Consider the following 22,258-nt stretch of genomic DNA (forward strand, 5'->3'; position numbering starts at 1 on the left):
ATGAATTCTTTATACAGGCTTAACCACCGAGAGATTCCATGCGAATACGCATAATAGAATCCGGCACCGTATCCAATGCCTCAATTTGTGCAATGGCCTGGTCCATATTTTTCTCTACCACAGCTTGGGTCAACATGATAATCGGTACCATGCCTTCATGTTCTTCAGGCTGCTTTTGCAAGATAGCTTCAATATTGATGCCCTCATTGCTCAAAATACGGGTTATATCGGCTAACACACCCGGCTTGTCCAAGGTATGAATACGTAAATAATACGATGTCACCACTTCTGACATAGGCAGAATCGGCGTGTCTTTTAATGCATCAGGCTGGAAAGCCAAATGGGGTACGCGATTTTCAGGATCAGTGGTTAAAGCACGAACGATATCCACGATATCTGCGACAACGGCTGAAGCCGTGGCTTCTGAACCTGCACCTGCACCGTAATAGAGTGTTGGGCCAACTGCATCACCTTTCACCACAACCGCGTTCATCACACCATTTACATTGGCTAATAAACGACGCTGTGGAATCAAAGTCGGGTGGACTCTTAGTTCCACACCAGCTGTGGTTTTCTTCGCAATACCCAGGTGTTTAATGCGGTAACCCAATTCATTGGCGTTCAGCACATCTTCTTGCGCTATACGGCTGATACCTTCGGTGTAGCATTTATCAAACTGCAACGGTATACCAAATGCAATGGAAGCCATAATGGTAAGTTTATGCGCCGCATCAATACCTTCAATATCAAACGTAGGATCCGCTTCGGCATAACCCAGCGCCTGAGCTTCCGCTAAAACGTCGGCAAAGTCACGACCTTTTTCCCGCATTTCAGTCAGGATAAAGTTACCTGTACCGTTAATAATGCCTGCCAGCCATTCAATACGATTACCAGCCAGGCCTTCACGCATGGCTTTGATAATCGGAATACCACCTGCAACTGCCGCTTCGAAGGAGATTGTGACGCCTTTTTCCTGAGCAAGCTCAAATAGCTCATTACCATGTATGGCAATAAGCGCTTTGTTGGCTGTCACGACATGCTTGCCATTTTCGATGGCTTTAATCACCAACTCTTTAGCAACACCTGTACCGCCAATCAATTCAACAACAATCTGAATCTCAGGATCGTTGATGATGTCAAAAGCATCATCCGTTAAATTGATAGCAGAAGTGTCACAGCCTTTAGGTTTATCAAGGTCACGATCAGCAGCGCGATATATTTCAATATCACGGCCTGCACGACGACTGATTTCTCTCGAGTTCCGGGTTAATACGTTGACAGTACCACTACCAACCGTTCCTAAACCCAGAATTCCGATTTTTACTGATTGCACTCTGCCCCCTACGGTTTTCTCATCATGTCACGGATCCCACGGATCGCCTGACGTGTACGATGTTCATTTTCAATCAATCCAAAGCGTACATAATCATCCCCGTACTCACCAAAACCAATACCTGGTGATACAGCGACTTTCGCTTCTTTCAATAATTTTTTACTAAATTCTAATGAGCCAAGCTCACGATATTTCTCAGGAATCTTCGCCCAGACAAACATGGTGGCTTTGGGTTTTTCTACCTGCCAGCCAATGGCATTCAGTCCATCACATAAAACATCACGACGACTTCTGTAAGTTTCCACAATTTCATCAACACAGTCCTGTGGCCCTTCCAGAGCGGTAATGGCTGCAACCTGAATCGGCGTAAACATACCGTAGTCCAGATAAGACTTCATTCGTGCCAGTGCAGCGACTAATGTCGGATTACCAGACATAAAGCCCACACGCCAGCCAGGCATATTGTACGTTTTTGACAGGGTATAAAACTCAACAGCGACTTCTTTCGCGCCCGGCACTTGTAAAATGGACGGCGCTTTATAGCCATCAAATACAATTTCACCATAAGCCAGATCATGAATCACCCAGATTTTATGCTCGCGGGCAAAGTCGACTACCCGTTGAAAAAAGTCCAAATCAACACATTGTGTTGTCGGATTACCAGGGAAATTCAAGACCAGCATTTTCGGTTTAGGCCAAGAATCCTTAACCGATTTTTCCAGCTCAGCAAAAAAGTCGACATCAGGCGTCAATGGCACATGGCGGATATCTGCGCCCGCGATAACAAAGCCATAAGGATGAATCGGATAAGCGGGGTTAGGCACTAATACCGCATCACCAGGACCGACAGTAGCTAGTGCTAGATGCGCTAAACCTTCTTTAGAGCCGATAGTAACAATGCATTCAGTTTCCGGATCAAGTTCGACATCAAACTTACGTTTGTACCAGCCCGCGCAAGCTTTACGTAACCTGGGAATACCACGAGAAACCGAATAACGGTGGGTATCTGGCCGCTGCGCCGCCTCGACCAGTTTTTCTACAATATGTGCGGGTGCAGGGCGATCGGGGTTACCCATGCCAAAATCAATGATATCCTCACCACGCGCACGTGCTTTTGCTTTCAAATCATTTACAATGTTGAAAACGTAGGGCGGAAGGCGTTTAATTCTTGGAAATTCGTCGTTCAACTGAATACCTGCGATAAGCTAAAAACTGTCGGCAAACTAAGCAAAATAACTGAAATTAATAAACACTTCAAATTCATTTATCAGAAGCGATTACTATGAGCCAGCAAGACCTATTTTATAACAAAATCCTGAAAGATCTTGAGGACGGTAAACTTCTTCTACCGACATTGCCAGAAGTGGCCTTGAAGGTGAGAGAAGTTGTCGATGATCCAGATGCCACTGCAGTGCAATTGGCAGATATTATTGTAACCGATCCTGCCCTGTCAGCGCGCTTATTAAAAGTTGCTAATAGTCCGCTATACCGTGGCCGAGTCCCGATTGAAAGTATCCACATGGCCGTGCCAAGACTGGGACTTACTATGGTGCGTAATATCGTTACCAGTCTGATGATGGAACAAATGTTTAAAGCGACCAATAAACGTTTGGAAAAACGTTTAAAAACACTCTGGGAGCATAGCACTAAGGTTTCTGCGCAGAGTCAGGTACTGGCCAGCAAACTTCCCAAAATGAATACAGATGAAGCGATGTTAGCGGGCTTAATTCACTCCATAGGCACACTCCCTATTCTAATGCAGGCCCAAGACGAACCCGGTTTATTAGAAAATCCGCAGCGTTTAGACCAGATTATCGATAATCTTTATCCGCGTATTGGCGCAGCAATCCTCCGCAAATGGGAATTTCCACAAAGTTTGGTTGAGGTCGCCGCTGAACATAAAAATCTCAATCGTAATAGTGGTCCTTCCGGTCCTGATTTAGTCGATGTGGTGCAAGTTGCCTACCTTCAAAGCTTATTTGATACTGAAAAAGCACTAGACCCGCTCACATTAAATAAAGTGATTTCTTTCGAGAAAGTGGGTGCAGATACAGGTCTGACTGTGTATGAAATTGATGAGAATAGTGAAGAATATCTGGAAGCATTAGCTTTATTTAACATCAAACCTTAAAACTAAATTTATGCATAAGGGGCAGTCATACTGCCCTTTTTGTTTATTTGGAAGCAAAGAGACAGAACTGTGTGATATGCATATTCTCCACTTAGAGATTAATCGGTTAAACCGCTATTTATGGCGCCTCATAATTCTGTCTTTACTCAGTCTGCTTGCTGCTTGTCAGACGAGTCCTCCCAACTATAGTTATAGTCCTCCACCACAAACCATTGCATCGCTTGATCAGCAACAAACGCTTAGTCTGCTGTATCGTCAATATCAACAATGGAATGGCACCCCTTATCGTTTAGGTGGTAACAGTCGCTCAGGTTTAGATTGCTCTGCTTTTGTACAGCAGACGTATCAAACACTGTTTGGTATCACTATGCCCAGAACAACGTCGCAACAAATCTTGCAGGGGCATCCGATAAAACGAAGTGAACTCAAATCTGGGGATTTGGTTTTTTTTCGTAAGGGCAGTCATGTCGGGATTTATCTGGAAGACGATAAATTTTTGCATGTGTCGACCAAAATCGGCGTTACTATTTCCAGCATGCACAACAGCTACTGGTCACGTTATTTTTGGCAAGCGGTGCGTGTCAAACCGGTTATCACTATTTCACCATAGACGCATTGCTATATTGAGAAACTCGCGGCAATATGTGCGAGATTCATTATTCAGTGATGAATAAAACTCTAGGAGAACGTCTCATGTTTCAACGCGCTTGTATGTTACTGATCTGTTTTAGTCTGACTACTATCAGTTTCCCCGTTCTTGCTGAAACACCTAACCTCCAACCTGGCATTTGGGCTCATACCACGACGACAACCATCGAAGGTCCGATGTCACTGCAACCACAAACCAGCACTAATCAGGAATGTCTGACCCAGGCTCAGATTGATAAAGGTGTGAATATGTTGGAAATACCTCAGCAGTGTATTGTTCAAAAAGTAAAGGTATTGCGGGATAGTGCTGACTTTGCTGTTGACTGTGATATTCAAGGTATAAAAAATCACTTTATCGGCCATACTAATTTCCACGGTGATCATATGGATGGTCAAATGAGCAGTGAAATGAATAGTCCGATGGGGGTGATGGTGATGAAGATGAACTTTACCGCAAAACGGATTGGGGCATGTCCAGCGTCTGAATAAAAAAGCTGTTGGGGTTCCTGCTTCTTACAACCTCCCCCTGCAATAAAACAGAAACAAAAAAGGCGAGTCAAAGCTCGCCTTTTTTATTAACTAATATATAACTATTCAGGACGCATATGCGGGAATAATAAGACGTCACGGATGGAGGGTGAGTCGGTCAGTAACATCACCAGTCGATCAATACCGATACCCTCACCCGCGGTGGGTGGCATACCGTATTCAAGTGCACGAATGTAATCGGCATCATAATGCATCGCTTCATCGTCACCGGCGTCTTTTTCTTCTACCTGCGCTTTGAAACGTTCCGCCTGATCTTCGGCATCATTAAGCTCTGAGAAGCCATTAGCAATTTCACGACCACCGACAAAAAATTCAAAACGGTCGGTCACAAACGGATCATTATCATTACGACGCGCTAATGGTGAGACTTCGGTTGGATAAGCCGTGATGAAAGTCGGATCCATTAAACGGTGTTCAACGGTTTTTTCAAAAATCTCAATTTGGACTTTACCCAAACCATAACTGTCTTTCAGCGGGATATCTAATGATTTAGCGATTGCACGTGCAGACTCAATATCATCCAGTTGTTCAGCTTTTAATTCAGGATTGAAATGCAGAATCGACTCTTTCACGGTCATTCGGGTAAAGGGTTTGGCAAAATCAATGTCTAAACCTTGATAGTGCACTTGCGTTGTACCCAACACATCTTGCGTGATGGTACGCAGCATATCCTCAGTCAAATCCATTAATTCATGGTAGTCAGCATAGGCTTGGTAAAACTCCACCATGGTGAATTCTGGATTATGACGAGTCGATAAACCTTCATTACGGAAGTTACGATTGATTTCAAATACGCGTTCGAAACCACCGACTACCAAACGTTTCAGGTAAAGCTCTGGGGCAATACGCAAATATAAGCCCATATCCAGCGCATTGTGATGTGTCGTAAATGGACGGGCTGTGGCACCACCTGGAATTGCCTGCATCATCGGTGTTTCCACTTCCAGATAATCCTTGCTCATCAGGTAACGACGAACACCATCAACAATTTTGGTACGAATACGGAACACATCACGACTGGCTTCGTTCATGATTAAATCAACATAGCGTTGACGATAGCGTGTTTCCTGATCCGATAATCCGTGGAATTTTTCTGGTAACGGTCTGAGCGATTTTGTTAAAAGCTGAATACGATCAACATGCACCGACAACTCGCCTTTCTGGGTACGAAATAGTGTGCCTTCAGCACCGATAATATCGCCTAAATCCCAACTTTTAAATTGCGCATAAACACCTTCCGGTAATTCATCGCGTGCGACATACAACTGAATATTGCCTGACATATCACGAATGGTGGCAAAACTTGCTTTACCCATGACTCGCTTGGTCATCATACGGCCGGCAATCTTCACGCGTAATGGATTTGCCTTTAATTTTTCAGCATCCCACTCTGCGTATTCTGCCTGTAATTCAGCGTTCATTACATTACGACGGAAGTCGTTAGGAAAAGCATTGCCCTGCTCTCTTAAGTCGGCCAGTTTTTCACGGCGTTGGGCAATTAATCGGTTTTCGTCCAATTCTGTTTCATTTGTCATTCGGGTTTCCAGCTTATAATCCTGATTTGAGTGAGGCTTCAATAAATTGGTCCAGATCACCATCTAAGACCGCTTGTGTATTGCCGGTTTCGACGCCTGTACGCAGGTCCTTGATGCGGGACTGATCGAGCACATAAGAACGTATCTGACTGCCCCAGCCAATATCTGACTTCGACTCTTCAGCAGCCTGTTTCACTTCGTTTTGTTTCATCAACTCCAGTTCGTAGAGTTTCGCACGTAACTGGTTCATTGCACGGTCTCTATTCTGATGCTGCGAGCGTTCGGTCTGACATTGCACCACCGTATTGGTAGGTACATGCGTAATACGAACAGCAGAATCCGTCGTATTAACATGCTGACCGCCGGCACCACTGGAACGATAAGTATCGGTTCTCAGATCTGCCGGGTTGATATCAATTTCAATGGTGTCATCCACTTCCGGATAAACGAATACCGATGCAAATGAGGTATGGCGACGCGCACCAGAATCAAACGGTGACTTACGAACCAGGCGGTGTACACCGGTTTCTGTCCGCAGCATACCAAAGGCATATTCGCCTTCAAACCGGACTGTGGCACTTTTAATACCCGCCACCTCACCAGCAGAGACTTCCATCAATTCGACTTTATAGTCTTGTGATTCGCCCCAACGCAGATACATACGCAAAATCATATTTGCCCAGTCTTGCGCCTCAGTTCCACCAGAACCTGACTGAATATCCAGATAGGCATTGTTCTTATCCAGCTTACCGGAGAACATGCGTTGAAATTCCAGCTTTTCCAGACCTTTTTCTAATTCATTCAGATCAGCCTGGATCGCATCAAACGTGGCCTGATCATTATCTTCAACGGCTAATTCGAGTAATTCTTTTGCATCATCCAGCATGTCACGATGGCCGGATAAGGTGGTGACAATTTTTTCTAAACTCGCACGTTCCTGCCCTAGTTTCTGGGCAGTTTCCGGATTTTCCCACACACTGGGCGACTCCAGTTCGCGCGTGACTTCAATTAATCGTTCAGCTTTCTCATCATAGTCAAAGATACCCCCTAAGATCGTCACTGCGATCCCGTAGGTCTTTGATTCGCTGCATCGTTGCGCCTAGTTCCAAAGGTAACCTCTAGTAAATTTGATTGAACTACCGGCGAATCCGGCAAGCCACATATTGTAGCTGATTTGTCATAAAAATGGCGTACCCAGCGTTTATTGTTTGGGTAGAAAACGTTGTGGATCGACAGGTTTACCATTACGACGAATTTCAAAATGCAGTTGGTATCGCTGAGTACCGGTCCGTCCTAATGTGGCAATCTTTTGCCCAGACTTCACAACCTCGCCCTCTTTCACTAACAAACGTTCGTTATGCGCATAGGCACTCAAGTAAACATCGTTATGTTTTATAATCAATAAGTTGCCATATCTCGGCAAACCATTACCACTGTAAACCACTTTTCCTGAAGCGGCGGCGACTACCGGTTGCCCGGCTTTTCCAGAAATATCAATACCCTTACCACCTGAACTGCTATTGGAATATGTCGCAATCACCAGTCCATCCGTCGGCCAGCGCCATTGCAAGTTCTGGCTACCGGTATAGCTGGAGTTTGTTGACGCAGTTGCTGGCTGGGAAGTTGGCTTCGCTTGTGTTTTAGGTTTTGGTGCAGGCGTCGTCGGCTTGGTCACTACTTTTTGTTTGCTGGAGCTGGAACTGGACGGCGTCCTTGTACTTGACGTAGAACCCCTGAATTTTAACTTTTGTCCGACATATATGGTGTAAGGAGACCGAATGCCATTAATACGCGCCAATTCCTTGTAATCCATTCCATAACGCCAACTTATGGAATACAGAGTATCGCCTTTTTTGACCGTATAAGAATAAGGCGTTCTGGCTATTTTTCGCTGATTGCTTTCATAACCATAGGAACCAACTGGCGCCAACGCCCGGCTTCCACCACCACAGGATGTTAAGGTAAAAACCAGTAGTAACGGCCAGATCCATTGCATAAATTTATATGAAGATAAAATAACCTATCACCAGTGCTAACACCGTAAACCAGCCAATACGATCAATCCATAAATGAAGTTTTGACTCTAACTCAGCACCGCCCCAACGCATTAAAGCCGCCACCAGAAAGAAACGCATTCCCCGCCCAACCAAAGAACCAAATATAAATGGTAATAGGGCCATGCTGGCTACACCGGCCGCAATAGTAAAAATTTTAAAGGGAATCGGCGTAAACCCAGCAAGAAAGATGGCCCAGATTCCCCACTCATGAAACCACTCGGCAGCATGGGTGTAAGCATCCATATAACCTAGAGACACCAGCCAGGGTTCAACCATATTAAAAGCAAACAAGCCTATGAGATACCCTAACAGTCCACCTAAAACTGATGTCACTGTGGTTAAAGCAGCCAGAAACCAGGCACGTTCTGGTCTGGCTAAGGTCATCGGTGCCAGCATTACATCCGGTGGCACAAGAAAACAGGAAGACTCGGTAAAACTGACTAAAGCTAACCAGTAGGTCGCGTACTTATGTCGGGCCCATATCATCACTTGTGCATACAAACCTGAAAATAAGCGCATTAAATCTGACCACTCAATAGAGGAACAAAACTGACAGGATCTAACTCCGTTTCTTCGTACCTGTCACCCTGACGATCAATCACACGTAGAGACTGACCCTGACTTGTACCAACCGGTATCACCAGACGTCCGCCCGGCGCTAACTGTTTTAATAATTCTAATGGGATGTGTTCAGGCGCACAGGTCACAATAATACCGTCATACGGTGCATACCATTCCCAACCCCAGTTACCATCACTGTGTTTGAGTTTTATATTATTGAGTTTAAGTTGATAAAAACGTTCACGAGCCTGATTTTGCAGCGGTGAAATTCGTTCAACACTGTAGACCCGTTCAACCAGTTTAGATAACACCGCTGTCTGATAACCGGAACCCGTTCCGACTTCCAGAATTTTCTGGCGTGGCCCATCTTCGAGCAGGATTTCAGTCATTTTTGCCACAATATATGGCTGTGAAATAGTCTGACCATGACCAATCGGCAAAGCCGTATCTTCATAAGCACGGCTGGCTAAAGCTTCATCGACAAATAAATGTCTTGGCATCTCACGAATGACAGAAAGCACTTCATTATTCTTGATTCCACGCTCCTGTAATCGAGTTACCAATCGATCGCGTGTGCGCTGTGAGGTCATGCCGATGCCTCGGTAGTCGGTTTTCATTTCAGATATCTTTCAACCAGTTGGCAACGCCATCAATAGCATCGTAGCGTGTTAAATCAATTTGCAAAGGAGTCACAGAAACAGCACCGCGCCGGATAGCATCAAAATCAGTTCCTGGACCCGCGTCTTCCTCTTCACCAGCAGGGCCAATCCAGTACATCATACGACCACGTGGATCCACTTCTTTAATGACCGGCTCGGCTTTGTGACGATGGCCAAGTCTGGTACTTTCAATACCGGTAATTTCGTCAATAGGTAAATCCGGCACATTCACATTCAGAATCGTATCAGCGGGTAATGCAGATAACTTAAGCTGGGCAACCAGTTTCTTGGCTACCCAAGCTGCTGTCTCGTAGTGAGTGCCATTATGTGATGTGAGTGATATAGCGATTGCTGGCAAGCCAAGAAAACGTCCTTCCATGGCCGCCGCTACTGTACCAGAGTAAAGCACATCATCACCCAGATTGGCGCCAGCATTAATACCCGACACCACCATATCCGGTTCATCCTCCAGTAAGCCTGTAATCGCCAGATGCACACAGTCTGTCGGCGTGCCTTCAACGCGATAGACACCATCTTCTTGTTGTTCAAGTCTTAGCGGATTTTCCAGTGTCAGTGAATTGCTGGCACCACTTCTGTTTCTATCAGGGGCGACAACGGTGATCTCCCCCAGTTCTGCCATCGCTTTTGCCAGAGTGCGAATGCCTTTCGACATATACCCGTCATCATTGCTTATCAGGATTTTCATTAGATTGTTTGGTCTTTAAGCTCTTGTTATTTAAGCGCTCATATCTTAACAAGATTGAGCAGCGATCGTTATAAAATCACGCAAAACAGCCATGTGGCTGAAGAAAGAATACTTTGGCTGTTCTTCAACGCTATCAGCGTCATATGACATCGTTGTCACGGTAATGAAATTTATTCAGCGACTTCCATGCCACTGACTTTCTGTAAGCCGCGTGGAAGCTTATGTCCTCTTTTACCACGACTGCCTTCATAATGGGCTAAATCAGCGGCTTTTAACGTTAAATGACGTCGGCCAGCATGTAAGGTGAGCCCCTGTTCATTAGGTACTATAACGACGGCTTGCATCCATTCTTGACCCGAAGTGAATTTCGCCTGAGGAATATTGATCAAACGAACCCCTTTGCCCTTATTCATTTCTGGAATGTCATCAGCAGGAAACACCAGTAAACGACCATCGCCGGAGGCTACGGCAATCTGTGTTTCTTTACTGTCAATAAATAACGGTGGCAGCAAAGCAGCGCCTTTTGGAATATTAAAAATGGCCTTACCTGCTTTATTTTTAGCCAATAAATTATCAAGCGTAGTAATGAATCCGTAACCTGCCGTATTGGTCAGTAAGACTGACTGTTCAGGTTCAACTACCATCACAGCCACAAACCTGGCCTCGGCAGGTGATTGTAAACGCCCACTCAGCGGTTCACCCTGACCTCGTGCAGAAGGGAGCGTGTGTGCGCCCAGCGAGTAACTACGGCCAGTATCATCCAGAAACACAATCTGTTGATTACTTCTGGCTTTCACTGAAGCAAAATAACGATCACCTGTACGGAAATTTAACGAAGCAGGATCAACATCATGACCTTTAGCTGCGCGTACCCAACCACTTTCAGATAACACGATGGTCAACGGTTCTGTAGGTAATAACTCGGTGGCATTTAATGCTTTTGCGGCCTTTCTTTCAATGATGTTTGAACGTCTGTCATCACCAAATTTTTCTGCATCAGCCGTCAATTCTTTTCGAATCAGTGTTTTTAGGCGTGTGTCTGAACCTAATAATAATTCAAGCTGTTTGCGCTCTTTACTCAACTCATCCATTTCGCCACGGATTTTCATCTCTTCCAGCTTGGCTAAATGGCGTAAACGCAGTTCTAAAATGGCTTCGGCTTGTCTGTCAGTAATACCGAATCGTTCCATCATCACGGCTTTAGGTTCATCTTCAGTACGGATAATCGCAATGACTTCGTCGATATTCAGATAGGCAACGAGTAAGCCTTCCAGAACGTGCATGCGATCCAGCACTTTATCCAGACGATATTGCAAACGACGACGAACCGTTTCCACACGATAGGCCAGCCATTCCTGCAGCATATCCAACAGATTTTTCACCTGCGGACGACCATCCATGCCAATCATATTCATATTGACACGATGGCTGCGTTCTAAATCAGTCGTCGCAAATAAATGCGACATCAGACTGTCGATATCAACCCGGTTGGAGCGAGGCATAATGACCAGACGAACTGGATTTTCATGATCCGACTCATCACGCAAATCGGCAACCATCGGTAATTTTTTTGCCTGCATCTGAGCCGCAATTTGCTCCAGCACTTTTGCCCCGGACACCTGATAGGGCAATTCATAGATGATGATTTCACCTTCTTCTTTTTTATAACATGCCCGTTGTTTTATCGAGCCATGCCCGGTGGCATACATTTTATGAATTTCATCGCGACTGGAAACGATTTCAGCCCCAGTTGGGAAATCCGGCCCCTGAATATCTTCAAGCAAATCTTCCAGAGTACTTTTGGGTGTTTTTAACAGGCGTAAACAGGCATTAACCACTTCACGCAGATTATGAGGAGGCACATCAGTGGCCATCCCCACAGCAATCCCTGTCGTACCGTTTAGTAATAGGTTAGGCAACCGGGCTGGCAACAATGACGGCTCATCCATGGTGCCGTCAAAATTCGGCACCCAATCCGCTGTGCCCTGTCCCAACTCACTTAATAAAACCTGCGAATAAGCTGCCAGACGCGCTTCGGTATAACGCATTGCAGCAAAAGATTTAGGGTCATCGATTGAGCCCCAGTTTCCTTGTCCATCGACTAAGGGATAACGATAAGAGAACGGCTGCGCCATTAATACCATGGCTTCATAACAGGCAGAATCACCATGGGGATGGTATTTACCTAAGACGTCACCGACTGTTCTGGCTGATTTTTTATGCTTGGATAAGGCACTCAGACCCAGTTCAGACATTGCATAAATAATCCGCCGCTGAACAGGTTTCAGACCATCACCAATATGCGGTAATGCACGGTCCAGAATGACATACATCGAATAATCCAGATACGCTTTTTCAGTGAAATCGCGTAGCGGCATATTCTCCAAATCATCGACGAAAGTAGTCATGGGTTATATCTCTTTATCATTTATAAAGCGGCCAGATCCGCTAAATCACCATGTTGCTCAAGCCAGGACTTACGATCAGCAGCACGTTTTTTAGCCAAAAGCTTATCCAGCGTCATCATCGTATCGTCTTCAGCATTAATGGTCAGTCTAATCAAACGTCGGGTATCAGGTGCCATCGTTGTTTCACGCAGTTGCATGGGATTCATTTCCCCTAGGCCTTTAAAGCGCTGTGTACTGACTTTACCTTTGATTTTGTCTTTTTCAATTCGGTCGAGAATAATTTTGCGTTCTTCATCATCCAGTGCGTAGAACACTTGCTTACCTACATCGATACGATACAACGGTGGCATAGCAACGCAGATATGACCTGCTTCAACCAGGGGACGAAAATGTCTGACAAATAACGCACATAATAAGGTGGCGATATGGGCACCATCTGAATCCGCATCGGCTAAAATACAAACTTTACCGTAACGTAAGCCCGACAAATCATCAGAACCGGGATCCACACCAATAGCGACGGCAATATCATGGACTTCCTGAGAAGCCAGCACTTGTCCGGGTTCCACTTCCCATGTATTCAGAATTTTGCCACGTAATGGCATGATGGCCTGAAACTCTCTATTTCGGCCTTGCTTGGCACTACCGCCAGCCGAATCCCCTTCCACTAAAAATAATTCCGTACGCGAAGGATCCTGAGAAGCGCAATCCGCTAACTTACCGGGCAGCGCCGGACCAGACTGTACGCGTTTGCGTACCACTTTTTTCGCCTGCTTTAATCTGGACTGCGCATTATTAATCGCCAGATCGGCAATTTTTTCACCATCTTCTACGTGGTGATTCAGCCATAAACTAAAGGCATCTTTCACCACACCAGACACAAAGCCAGCGCATTGACGAGAAGATAAACGTTCCTTGGTCTGACCTGAGAATTGGGGATCCTCTAACTTGACCGATAACACATAACAACAACGCTCCCAGACATCTTCCGGGGCTAACTTCACGCCTCTTGGCAGTAAGTTACGAAATTCACAAAACTCTCTGAGTGCTTCCAGTACGCCACTTCGTAAGCCGTTAACATGGGTTCCACCCTGAGCTGTAGGAATCAGGTTGACATAACTTTCTGCTAACTCGTCCCCAGATTCCAACTGCCACATAAGTGCCCAGTCCACTTCCTGTGACTCTTCACTCATATGTCCAACAAAAGGCGTTGCAGGAACACAGGGCGCATCGGTCATCGCCGTAGAAAGGTATGAATTTAAACCATCTTCGTAGCACCAGCGGTCTTCCACCTTCTCTTTACCCGATAAATCGGTAAAGGTCACCACCAGGCCTGGACATAAAACGGCTTTTGCTCGCAACACATGTCTTAGTCTGGGAACAGAAAATTTAGGAGAGTCGAAAAACGGTTCTTCAGGCCAGAATCTGACAGTGGTGCCAGTATTTCGTTTACCCACCGTACCGATTTCATTCAAAGCTTCAACTAAAGCGCCGCTTTCAAACGCAATTTGATATTCCGTGGCGTTTCGACGAATTTTGACTTCCAGACGCGAGGACAATGCATTAACAACGGAAACACCGACACCATGCAAACCGCCGGAAAAGCGGTAGTTTTTATTGGAGAATTTCCCCCCCGCATGTAAGCGCGTGAGAATAACTTCAACACCTGGCACACCTTCTTCCGGATGAATATCAACCGGCATACCTCGGCCATCATCACTGACTTCCAGTGAATTGTCCTTATGTAAGGTAACCTGAATTTGTTTCGCGTGGCCTGCTACCGCTTCGTCAACACTATTATCAATGACCTCTTGAGCAAGATGGTTGGGACGTGCTGTATCGGTGTACATGCCTGGTCGTTTACGGACAGGCTCTAGCCCCGTCAAAACCTCAATGGCAGATGCATTGTATGTATTCGTCATTATTGAGATATCTACCTAAAATTGTTCCCACCGAAGGTTAGCAGGATAAAAGCCTAACAGACAACACAGAAGCAACATATCTGTGAAAAAAAACCGGTTTAATCCGAATTCGTGTAAATATTCCCTCGCTTTTAAAGTGACAAGTTTGTAAAGTTTTGTAAATAACCCGCTAAGAATACTGTCTTTTGTGGCATCTGGCGTATTATTCGCCCCTTAATTTGGCAGAGCGTGCAACCTGATTTAACTAAAATTGACTAAGATCATGTTTTCTTAACTTGTGTTGTGGTGGAATAGTGGCAAAGAAATTATTCACTGATAGAAAATTGATCATTGAGCTTAGCATTATGTTGGTTTGCAAGCTGTTGTTACTTTTTCTTATATGGCATTTGTTTTTTAGTAGCGCCCCCGACGACATTACCCATGACGCCGTCGCTGACGTGATTATTAATCACTCTTCAGATGGAGATTCACCTTGATTTCTGAACACTTAGTCGACTTATCCCGTTTGCAGTTCGCTATCACGGCACTGTATCACTTTTTATTTGTGCCGCTCACGCTGGGGCTATCATGGATTCTGGTGATTATGGAATCGGTGTATGTCATGACAGGTAAGGAAATATACCGTGACATGACAAAGTTCTGGGGTAAGTTATTCGGGATTAACTTTGCCCTTGGGGTGACCACCGGCCTGACTATGGAATTCCAGTTTGGCACCAACTGGGCATATTATTCGCATTACGTTGGCGACATTTTCGGCGCCCCACTTGCCATAGAAGGTTTGATGGCATTTATGCTTGAATCGACCTTTGTTGGTATGTTTTTCCTTGGCTGGGACAGACTCAGTAAACGACAACATCTCACCACCACTTTTCTGGTCGCACTAGGTTCAAATCTCTCAGCATTGTGGATTCTGGTGGCAAACGCCTGGATGCAAAATCCGGTCGGAGCGCACTTCAACTATGAAACAATGCGTATGGAGCTCACCAGCTTTGCCGAAGTATTTTTCAACCCTGTCGCACAGGTGAAATTTATTCACACCGTTGCAGCCGGTTATGTCACTGGCGCTATGTTTGTATTAAGTATCAGCGCTTATTACCTACTAAGAAACCGTGATGTCGGTTTTGCTCGCCGCAGCTTCGCTGTAGCTGCAGGTTTCGGCGTAGCGGCAATATGCTCAGTCATTTTGCTGGGTGATGAAAGCGGTTATGAAGTAGGTGATGTACAAAAAACCAAATTAGCGGCAATTGAAGCCGAGTGGGAAACAGCAGAACCACCAGCCGCCTTTACCTTGTTCGGCTGGCCTAATGACGAAACAATGGAAACAGACTACGCCGTTAAAATCCCTTATTTGCTGGGCATAATTGCTACACGATCAGTGACTGAGCCCGTAGCTGGGATTAAAGACCTGAGAGCAGAGCATGAAGACCGTGTTCGTAATGGTATGAAAGCCTACGCGCTGTTAAAACAATTACGTGACGGCCCTGTAACAGAGGAAACCAAAGCCGAATTTGATAAAGTCAAAGATGACTTGGGTTATGGTTTGTTATTGAAAAAATATACCAATAACGTTACCGATGCGACGGATGAACAAATAAAAGCAGCAGCGCATGATACCGTTCCACCTGTTGCACCGATGTTCTGGGCATTCAGGATCATGGTCGCATCTGGCTTTGCCATGCTGATTATCTTTTTCTTGTCTTTCTATCATTGTGCCAAGCGACAAGAATACAAAAAGAAATGGTTACTGCGTCTGGCGATGCTCGGTCTACCGCTACCCTGGATAGCGGCAGAAACAGGCTGGTTTGTTGCTGAATTTGGTCGTCAACCCTGGACCATCAGTGGCATTTTGCCAACACATATTTCGACATCAACCTTATCTGCCAGTGATGTTCAAAACAGTTTAATTGCCTTAGTGGTGTTCTATACCCTGCTGTTAATTGTTGAACTCTATCTGATGATTCGGTTCGTCAGGCAAGGGCCGAGCAGCTTGCATACCGGCCGTTACCACTATGAAGCATCAGCAGAGAGAGGCTAATCATGATTCTTGATTATGAAACACTAAAATTAATCTGGTGGCTGCTGATGGGCGTTCTTCTCATCGGATTCGCTCTCACCGATGGTTTTGATATGGGCGTCGGTATTTTATTACCGTTTATCGGTCATACAGACGAAGAACGCCGTATTATGATCAACACAGTAGGCCCTCACTGGGAAGGCAACCAAGTCTGGTTGGTTACTGCCGGTGGTGCTTTATTCGCTGCATGGCCCCTTGTTTATGCCATGGCATTTTCAGGCTTTTATTTAGCGATGATGTTAACGCTATTTGCACTTTTCTTACGACCTGTTGGCTTTGATTATCGCAGCAAACTGGATAACTCACGCTGGCGTTCAAGCTGGGATTGGGGTTTATTTGTGGGAAGTGTTGTCCCCCCGATTATCTTCGGTGTCGCCTTTGGTAATTTATTGTTGGGCGTCCCCTTTTACTTCGACGATATGATGCGTCCAAATTACACAGGTGGCTTTTTACAACTGCTTAATCCCTTTGCCTTGTTATCCGGCGTGGTCAGCTTGTTAATGATCGTTATGCATGGCTCTGTTTGGTTACAAATTCGTACACTGGATAGTCTGGAGTGGCGGGCAACTCAGGTGGCTAAAGCCAGTTCGGTTGCTTTATTGATCGCATTTGCTCTTGCAGGTTTGTGGGTTTCTTTTGGTATGGATGGCTATGTTGTGAGCTCTATGCCAGCCGCAAACTCAAGTTTCACTCCGGATATGAAAGAAGTCACCACCCAAGTGGGAGGTTGGTTGCTGAACTATCAGCAATATCCATGGATGATTTTAGCCCCAGCATTTGCTTTTCTGGGGATGATTGGTGTGTATCTATTCTCTCACTTGTCCCGTCCTGGTATGGCTTTTATAAGTAGTGCCGTAACACTGACAGGCATCATTCTGACAGCTGGTTTTTCTATGTTCCCATTTGTCATGCCATCAAGTGATGCTGTGAATCATAGTCTGACCATGTGGGATGCCACCTCCAGTCTGTTGACATTAAAAATCATGTTCTGGGTGGCCATCGTCATGGTGCCAATTATAATTTGTTACAGTTTCTGGACCTATCGTCGTATGTGGCGAAGACTCGACGTGAACTTTATTCGCGGTAACCAACATTCAACCTATTAGGAATCTATTATGTGGTATTTTGCTTGGATACTTGGCGTTTTATTAGCCGTCGCATTCGGTATCATTAATGTGATGTGGTTAGAAAACTGCCCGATGGATACATTGGATGACTAATTCGTGGATAGATAAGTCTGGTGTACGTTTAATTAGTTTATTAACTGCACTGGGCTTATCTGCTGCCATATTAATTTTCCCTAACCGGCTTTTGATGGAAAATGGTAAATCGGATCATGATTTATTAATGGTGTTATTAGTTGGTGTCTGTATCGGTTTTATTCATGGTGTCGGTTTCGCTCCTAAAAAGACGCTGTTGCATATTTTACTCAGCCCATACACCTGCTGGCCGATTATGTTCTATGGCGTATTCCATATGGCTCTGAACTAATGCCTATGCGAGGTTTTATCCCTTTCATTGTTGCTTTCGGTTTAGCCTTACCCGCTTTTGCTGAAAACCAAGAGCAAATCGCGTTTGAACGTGATGCTCAGGCAGCTATTAAGGATTTGTCTACCCATCTCAAAGAAGCGTTGATGTCCGCCTTGCAGGATGGTGGTCCTATAGAGGCAATCTCAGTCTGTAAGTTGGTGGCACCTACTCTTGCTGACGAAGTCTCAAAAAAATACAGTCTTGATATTCATCGAACCAGTTTACGCGTTCGAAATCCTGATAATGAGGCAGACAGTTGGGAAACTGGTGTATTACAAAGTTTTGAAACACGTCTAAAGACGGGTGAGGCTATTCAATCACTCAGCTTCGTAGAAAGAGTAGATTCTGAGCTGGAATATGAGTGGCGTTATATGAAAGCCATTGCAACTGATAAACTCTGCTTATCGTGTCATGGCAGTCAGATTGCATTACCCGTTCAGAAGTTGATAGATAAAAATTATCCCCGTGACATGGCCATCGGCTACAAAATGGGTGATATCCGTGGGGCGTTTTCTGTGAAACGCCGCTACTCAAAACTTAAAGCAGACTGATCAGTTCTGTTCGCCCCTGCTGTCTAAAGCCCAACTTATTTTCTTTTGCCAACCAGCCAATAGCACGCTGACACAGCTTAGGCTCAAGCATCGTATCCTTACATATACGCGTGACTGACGCTTCGCCACGGGTATTTAAATATGTCCAGATAAGGCCTGCAGCTTCACCAATTTCATCATTCATCATGGGGCTAAACTCCATTTAACTCATGAAAGAGTGTTGATTAAACTGTTTTGAGACCAGCAATAGCATCCGCCATGTTTTCCAGAGCCTGCTGGACAACTTCAAGACGTGTTCCGATATTTAATCGCATAAACCCTGAGCCATTATCGCCAAACACATAACCCGGATTCATGCCCACCCTGGCCTCTTCAATAAAAAAGCGTCTGAGCGATTCGTTATCCATACCCAGTGCACGACAATCAAGCCACAATAAGTATGTACCTTCAGACTCGATTAACTGGATCTGAGGACAACGCTTTTGAAGAAAATCTTCTACCCATTTTTTATTTTTGTAAATATAAACATTCAGCTGTTTTAACCAGTCTTCACCATAGCGATAAGCCGCTTCAAATGCGGTGATACTAAAAGGGTTAGCGGGACTGATGTGCCATTGTTCAAATACGGCTTTAATAGCTTTGCGCTGTTGCATATTACTGACAATCAACGCTGAAAGCCCCATGCCGGCAATATTAAATGTCTTGCTGGGCGCCAACGTCGTAATCACATTATTACTGTGTGTTAAGGTTGCCAGGCTAATATGTTGTTGCTCGGGGAAGATAAGATCAGCATGAATCTCATCAGAAATAATCGTCATCTGATAACGTTCGGCCAGTTCCAGCAACTGCTGTAATTCTTCGCGAGTCCAGACTCGCCCCACAGGATTATGCGGTGAGCAGAAAAGTAATGTTTTTGCTCCTTGTTGGGCACAGTCCTCTAGATGTTCAAAATCGATAAAATAACGATTATTGTCTAACTTTAACGGGTTTAATACTAATTCTCGCCCCGTTTTTTCTACCGACGAGAAAAAAGGGAAATAAACCGGTGGCTGAACAATGACCTTATCACCGGGCTCCGTTATCGCTTCAATGACGGCATTGATTGAAGGTACAACGCCTGGACACATAATGATATCGCTTTGCTTTATCTGCCAGTCGTAGCGCTTTGCACTCCACTCAATCAATGCTTCATACATGGAATCAGGATGAAGCGTGTAACCATAGATGGGATGTTTAGCACGCTCTACCAGAGCCTTAGTCACAGCTTCAGGGGCAGCGAAGTCCATATCCGCCACCCACATTGGGATAACATCACTACGGCCAAAATAGGCCGTTCTGGCATCAAATTTCAGGCTTTGACTAAAACTTCGATCTATTTTCTGGTCAAAATCAACCGTCATTATTTACGTTTCCAGACCGTCACCTCAGATAAGGTATGCTGAAATTTACGGCTGGTTTCACGAATAACAAACGGAATATCTTCCGGCACGCGAATAAGTTCAAAATGAGGTTCCAGAATCGCTTTCAGACCATCCAATGTGGTAAAGCTTTCACCATCTTTTTTGAACCCACCCAACCAATGTTCTTTTTCAGTGTGTTCATCCAGCCAGGTATAAGGTGAGGCCAACATCAGAATGCCATCCTGATTGAGTCGCTCGTGAACAGTAGCTAAAAACTGTGCAGGCTTATAAAGGCGATCAATCAAGTTAGCAGCCAGGATCAGATCATAACCTTCAAACATCGGCTTAAGATTACAGGCATCACCTTGTAAAAACTCAACTTTAGAGGCCGTATCTTCCAAACCCAGCTGTTCCAAACGGCGTTCTTTATAGTGAACCAGCTCACCTTCATCGGTAATGGTATAGCGCACCACACCCTGTTCAGCCATTTGCGTGCCGAGATTGATTAAGCGTGCTGAGAAATCAATACCAGTAACCTTGTCAAAATGTCTTGCTAGCTCAAAGCTGGCCCTGCCGACAGAACAGCCTAAATCCAGGGCTTTTTTCATTGGCCGGCCTGCCATCATCTCCACAGCCAATTCCGCTAATTTTTTAGGGAAATTAGCGACATTGAAATATTCATCACCGTAATGAAATTCAGCATACTGTGAAAGCATGATGTCAGTTTCGTAATTAGAACTGTATTCTTCCAGTTCAGCCTCTGACACGACATAACGAAAACCAGCGTGTTGGAAAAAGTGTTTACGAAACGCGTACCTTGATGCTTTACGACTCTCATTGCCTGACGAAATCCACGAACCACCTTTGATCAGATTATGACGGCCATCAAAGGTTGGCGTTGTAAAATCATCATAAATAGGATGAACTTTAAACTCATCAAAAGGATAAATTGGCGTTTCAGTCCATTGCCAGACATTGCCAATCACATCATATAAGTCACCATGTTTAAAGAAGTTAACAGGACAAGAGGATGCCGCATAATCCAGATGAATATTGGCGGGTGCCAAATCGCTGGTTAATTCATCCAGTCCGGCCACCTCATAGAGTCGGTACCATTCATCTTCTGTTGGCAAACGTACAGATTGGCCGGTCTGTTTCGCTTTCCAGTTACAAAACGCTTTTGCTTCATGGTAGTTAACATCCACTGGCCAGTCCCACGGCATATCAATGACTTCCGCCATCAAACGGCACTGCCAGCCTTTTTTTGTTTGATGCCAGAATGTGGGGTGTTGTGCTTTGGTAAACTGACGCCACTGTAAACCATCCTCAGACCAGAACTCATCTGTGTGGTACCCACCGTCTTCAACGAATTCGAGAAACTCCTGGTTACTGACCAAAAACTTGGCTGCTTGGAAGGCCTCAACATCCGCTTCATGCTCACCATATTCATTATCCCAACCATAGATGGGATCTGAGTACGACTTACCTAAACTAACGCTACCTGCGGGAATATCCACCAGACTATTTCTCGGTGCCTCATTCGTCTCTCTGAACGGTTGCCAGGCTGGATGCGGTTTGACCCACTCCAGACGCTGTTGACGAATCAGTACGGAAGAGGTTTCCAGATGAATCTGTTCATGCTCAATCCCCATCATGATCGACCACCACGGATTTTCCCAATCAATAGGTAACTTGAGGGGAGCTTGACGAATGACTTTATTCACCATCGCCTGGACTTTTTTGCGGTAGGCTTTCACCTCTTCCAATGCTGGCCAGTCATAATGATCTTCATTGAGGTCATCCCAACTCATCTCATCTACACCGACAGCAAACATAGACTCAAATTTGGGATCAATGCGTTTATCGATAAGTCCGGCCAACAACATCTTATTTACAAAAAAGGTGGCGGTATGACCAAAATAAAAAATCAGTGGGTGACGTAGAGGAATAGACTTCTGAAAATACGCCTGATCATCAATTAACGTATCAAACAGCGATTCATAACGCTCAAAAGTGAAATTGAAGTAATCTGCAATTTCCTGTCGTTTATCTGCAGCATTACCACCATCTAATAAAGGCGTTCTCAAATAAGAACTCTCCATCGAGGCATATTTTTTCAAGGCATTCTCAGCAGTCATATTGCTACTCCATCTCTGTATTTTTATTGTGTGTTATGACTAATGAACTGTGAATT

General features: G+C 45.0%; 22 protein-coding genes. 9 read left to right on the forward strand and 13 right to left on the reverse strand.

Annotated elements, in window-relative coordinates; genetic code table 11:
• Positions 1-19: 19 nt before the first annotated feature.
• On the reverse strand, positions 20-1,333 hold the full coding sequence (locus B2248_RS03300) for a homoserine dehydrogenase (RefSeq protein WP_007146807.1): 1,314 nt from the start codon (positions 1,331-1,333) through the stop codon (positions 20-22).
• Positions 1,334-1,341: 8 nt separating this feature from the next.
• On the reverse strand, positions 1,342-2,520 hold the full coding sequence (gene alaC, locus B2248_RS03305; protein WP_040576629.1) for an alanine transaminase: 1,179 nt from the start codon (positions 2,518-2,520) through the stop codon (positions 1,342-1,344).
• A 95-nt stretch (positions 2,521-2,615) separates the two neighbouring features.
• Between alaC and B2248_RS03310 the strand changes: the two genes are divergently transcribed.
• The 3 genes from B2248_RS03310 to B2248_RS03320 all read left to right on the forward strand — a co-directional run bounded on the left by B2248_RS03310 (position 2,616) and on the right by B2248_RS03320 (position 4,601).
• Entirely contained in the window at positions 2,616-3,464 is an 849-nt protein-coding gene (locus B2248_RS03310) for an HDOD domain-containing protein (RefSeq protein WP_007146809.1), read from the forward strand.
• A gap of 76 nt (positions 3,465-3,540) precedes the next feature.
• Positions 3,541-4,074, forward strand: a complete 534-nt coding sequence (locus B2248_RS03315; protein WP_273180273.1) for an NlpC/P60 family protein — start codon at positions 3,541-3,543, stop codon at positions 4,072-4,074.
• A gap of 83 nt (positions 4,075-4,157) precedes the next feature.
• Positions 4,158-4,601, forward strand: a complete 444-nt coding sequence (locus tag B2248_RS03320) for a DUF3617 domain-containing protein (protein WP_273180271.1) — start codon at positions 4,158-4,160, stop codon at positions 4,599-4,601.
• A gap of 101 nt (positions 4,602-4,702) precedes the next feature.
• Here B2248_RS03320 and lysS read toward each other — a convergent pair whose 3' ends face one another.
• From lysS to parE, 8 genes are all read right to left on the reverse strand, one after another.
• Positions 4,703-6,196 carry a lysine--tRNA ligase gene (gene lysS, locus B2248_RS03325; RefSeq protein WP_273180269.1) on the reverse strand — a complete coding sequence of 498 codons (1,494 nt, stop codon included), beginning with the start codon at positions 6,194-6,196 and terminating at the stop codon, positions 4,703-4,705.
• A gap of 13 nt (positions 6,197-6,209) precedes the next feature.
• A protein-coding gene (prfB, locus tag B2248_RS03330) for a peptide chain release factor 2 (protein ID WP_139031940.1) occupies positions 6,210-7,287 on the reverse strand; the annotation gives its coding sequence in 2 pieces (ribosomal slippage) (positions 6,210-7,232 and positions 7,234-7,287; 1,077 coding nt in all).
• A gap of 110 nt (positions 7,288-7,397) precedes the next feature.
• Positions 7,398-8,192: a peptidoglycan DD-metalloendopeptidase family protein gene (locus B2248_RS03335; RefSeq protein WP_273180267.1), complete on the reverse strand. Its 795-nt coding sequence runs from the start codon at positions 8,190-8,192 to the stop codon at positions 7,398-7,400.
• A gap of 4 nt (positions 8,193-8,196) precedes the next feature.
• Positions 8,197-8,772, reverse strand: coding sequence for a YqaA family protein (locus B2248_RS03340; protein ID WP_273180266.1), 576 nt, complete (start codon positions 8,770-8,772; stop codon positions 8,197-8,199).
• Entirely contained in the window at positions 8,772-9,431 is a 660-nt protein-coding gene (locus B2248_RS03345) for a protein-L-isoaspartate(D-aspartate) O-methyltransferase (RefSeq protein ID WP_007146816.1), read from the reverse strand. The genes B2248_RS03340 and B2248_RS03345 overlap by 1 nt, the downstream gene beginning before the upstream one ends.
• A 1-nt stretch (position 9,432) precedes the next feature.
• Entirely contained in the window at positions 9,433-10,179 is a 747-nt protein-coding gene (gene surE / locus B2248_RS03350; protein ID WP_007146817.1) for a 5'/3'-nucleotidase SurE, read from the reverse strand.
• A gap of 170 nt (positions 10,180-10,349) precedes the next feature.
• The gene (gene parC, locus B2248_RS03355) at positions 10,350-12,587 is read right to left on the reverse strand and encodes a DNA topoisomerase IV subunit A (protein ID WP_007146818.1); all 2,238 of its coding nucleotides are present in this window, start codon (positions 12,585-12,587) and stop codon (positions 10,350-10,352) included.
• Positions 12,588-12,607: 20 nt separating this feature from the next.
• Positions 12,608-14,509 (reverse strand): DNA topoisomerase IV subunit B, encoded by a 1,902-nt coding sequence (parE, locus tag B2248_RS03360; protein WP_273180264.1) that lies wholly within the window; start codon positions 14,507-14,509, stop codon positions 12,608-12,610.
• Positions 14,510-14,802: 293 nt separating this feature from the next.
• Here parE and cydP point away from each other — a divergent pair, with 293 nt between their 5' ends.
• The 6 genes from cydP to B2248_RS03385 are packed head-to-tail and all read left to right on the forward strand — an operon-like array spanning position 14,803 to position 18,664.
• Positions 14,803-14,985 carry a cytochrome oxidase putative small subunit CydP gene (gene cydP, locus B2248_RS14760; RefSeq protein WP_379006734.1) on the forward strand — a complete coding sequence of 61 codons (183 nt, stop codon included), beginning with the start codon at positions 14,803-14,805 and terminating at the stop codon, positions 14,983-14,985.
• Positions 14,982-16,544, forward strand: coding sequence for a cytochrome ubiquinol oxidase subunit I (locus B2248_RS03365; protein WP_273180263.1), 1,563 nt, complete (start codon positions 14,982-14,984; stop codon positions 16,542-16,544). The genes cydP and B2248_RS03365 overlap by 4 nt, the downstream gene beginning before the upstream one ends.
• A 5-nt stretch (positions 16,545-16,549) precedes the next feature.
• Entirely contained in the window at positions 16,550-17,689 is a 1,140-nt protein-coding gene (cydB, locus tag B2248_RS03370) for a cytochrome d ubiquinol oxidase subunit II (RefSeq protein ID WP_273180312.1), read from the forward strand.
• Between the two features lie 9 nt (positions 17,690-17,698).
• The gene (gene cydX / locus B2248_RS03375; RefSeq protein WP_040576631.1) at positions 17,699-17,803 is read left to right on the forward strand and encodes a cytochrome bd-I oxidase subunit CydX; all 105 of its coding nucleotides are present in this window, start codon (positions 17,699-17,701) and stop codon (positions 17,801-17,803) included.
• Positions 17,796-18,074, forward strand: a complete 279-nt coding sequence (locus tag B2248_RS03380; RefSeq protein WP_007146823.1) for a cyd operon YbgE family protein — start codon at positions 17,796-17,798, stop codon at positions 18,072-18,074. Before cydX ends, B2248_RS03380 begins: the two co-directional genes overlap by 8 nt.
• Positions 18,074-18,664, forward strand: a complete 591-nt coding sequence (locus tag B2248_RS03385) for a Tll0287-like domain-containing protein (RefSeq protein ID WP_273180260.1) — start codon at positions 18,074-18,076, stop codon at positions 18,662-18,664. Before B2248_RS03380 ends, B2248_RS03385 begins: the two co-directional genes overlap by 1 nt.
• On the opposite strand, the gene B2248_RS03390 is transcribed toward B2248_RS03385, so the two are convergent.
• From B2248_RS03390 to ovoA, 3 genes are read right to left on the reverse strand one after another with little or no spacing between them, the layout of a single operon-like run.
• The gene (locus B2248_RS03390) at positions 18,651-18,851 is read right to left on the reverse strand and encodes a winged helix-turn-helix domain-containing protein (RefSeq protein ID WP_007146825.1); all 201 of its coding nucleotides are present in this window, start codon (positions 18,849-18,851) and stop codon (positions 18,651-18,653) included. The genes B2248_RS03385 and B2248_RS03390 overlap by 14 nt on opposite strands.
• Positions 18,852-18,888: 37 nt before the next feature.
• A complete protein-coding gene (locus B2248_RS03395) occupies positions 18,889-20,064 on the reverse strand; it encodes a pyridoxal phosphate-dependent aminotransferase (RefSeq protein WP_273180258.1) in 1,176 nt (391 codons plus the stop codon).
• A complete protein-coding gene (gene ovoA, locus B2248_RS03400) occupies positions 20,064-22,202 on the reverse strand; it encodes a 5-histidylcysteine sulfoxide synthase (protein WP_273180256.1) in 2,139 nt (712 codons plus the stop codon). The genes B2248_RS03395 and ovoA overlap by 1 nt, the downstream gene beginning before the upstream one ends.
• Positions 22,203-22,258: the final 56 nt, after the last annotated feature.

The organism is Methylophaga sp. UBA2012 (genome assembly GCF_002335235.1).
In the GTDB taxonomy this organism is placed as follows: Bacteria; Pseudomonadota; Gammaproteobacteria; order Nitrosococcales; family Methylophagaceae; genus Methylophaga; species Methylophaga thalassica.